The organism is Granulicatella sp. 572.rep1_STHE, from assembly GCF_001073445.1.
Lineage (GTDB): Bacteria > Bacillota > Bacilli > Lactobacillales > Aerococcaceae > Granulicatella > Granulicatella adiacens.
On the sequence record NZ_JVBO01000023.1, the window covers coordinates 1 to 1252 of the forward strand.

Consider the following 1252-nt stretch of genomic DNA (forward strand, 5'->3'; position numbering starts at 1 on the left):
GTTTCTATAATGCAATTATCATAACAATTTCCTTTTCGAGACATTGATTGTATAATGCCTCGTTCTTTTAATGATCTTTGATAAAATGCGTGTTGATATTGCCAACCTTGATCTGAATGTAGAACCAATCCATTAACATCAGGGAATTTTTTGAAAGCTCTATTTAACATCCTTTGAATCTGTTCTAAGTTGGGGCTTAGAGAAAGATCATAGGAGATTATTTCATTAGTAGACATATCCAAAATTGGAGAAAAGAAACATTTCCCCCAAGAAAAAGTGAATTGAGAGACATCTGTACTCCATTTCTGAAGAGGCCTTTTGGCCACAAAATCTCTATTAATAATATTATCAGCAACTTTTCCAACACTACCGCGATAGGAATGGTATTTTTGTTTAGGGCGTTTTCCATATAAATCATTTATATGCATCAGACGTTGAACTCTTTTATGATTAACAACGTAGCCTCTACGACGAAGTTCTTGGTAAATTCTTCTAACACCATATCTACCTTTATTTACATGAAAGATGGTTTGGATTTCCGATAATAACTCACCATTTTTCTCAGCCACAGCATCTACTTTATTTAATTCAAAATAATAAGTAGATTTAGCCATTTTCATCGCTTTAAGAAGATATTTTAGTTGGTATCCTACTTCTCGAAGTTCCTTGATGATCGCTGCTTTCGCGCCTTGAGAAGCGCAGCTTCCTGTTCTTTTCTCAAGGCTCTCAGTTTTTTTATAACAGCAATTTCAGCTTCTAAATATGCATTTCGCTCACGTAATCGAACTAATTCTTCTCGTTCGGATTCTGAAAGGTTACCAGTCACAGCTTTTTTATTCATAATAAGCTCCTTAGATAATGCTTGTCTACGTTTCTCATTCTTTAGACCATTATATCCATAAGTTAGGTACTTGTGAACCCAAGAACTTAATAATCCGCGACTAATTCCTGCTGGAAAAGAAACCTCTGAAAGAGTCTTCCCGTTTAAAACCTGTAGAATAAATGTCAATTTTTCTTCTGCTGTCCATTTTCTTTGCCTTTTAACGCGCTCTAATCCTTTAGGTCCGTGAATTTTTTCAATTTTATCCCAATCCAGTATTTTTCTTTGGAAACTCCTTTTCATAACTTTTTCAGGCGTTTCGGCCCATATTCCTTGTCGATATAATTCTACACATTTCATTTTGAATTCAAATGAGTAACGCATAATAAATACCCCCTTTACTGGTTTGTCCAGTAAAGGGGGTACATATCA

Annotated in this window: 2 protein-coding genes; both read right to left on the reverse strand. The window is 34.8% G+C overall.

Annotated elements, in window-relative coordinates; all coding sequences use genetic code 11:
• On the reverse strand, nt 1–674 hold a 674-nt coding region (locus ADH99_RS06125), incomplete at its 3' end, for an IS3 family transposase (RefSeq protein ID WP_160313169.1).
• Nucleotides 650–1204, reverse strand: coding sequence for a transposase (locus ADH99_RS06130; protein ID WP_005608245.1), 555 nt, complete (start codon nt 1202–1204; stop codon nt 650–652). The genes ADH99_RS06125 and ADH99_RS06130, both read right to left, overlap by 25 nt.
• Nucleotides 1205–1252: the final 48 nt, after the last annotated feature.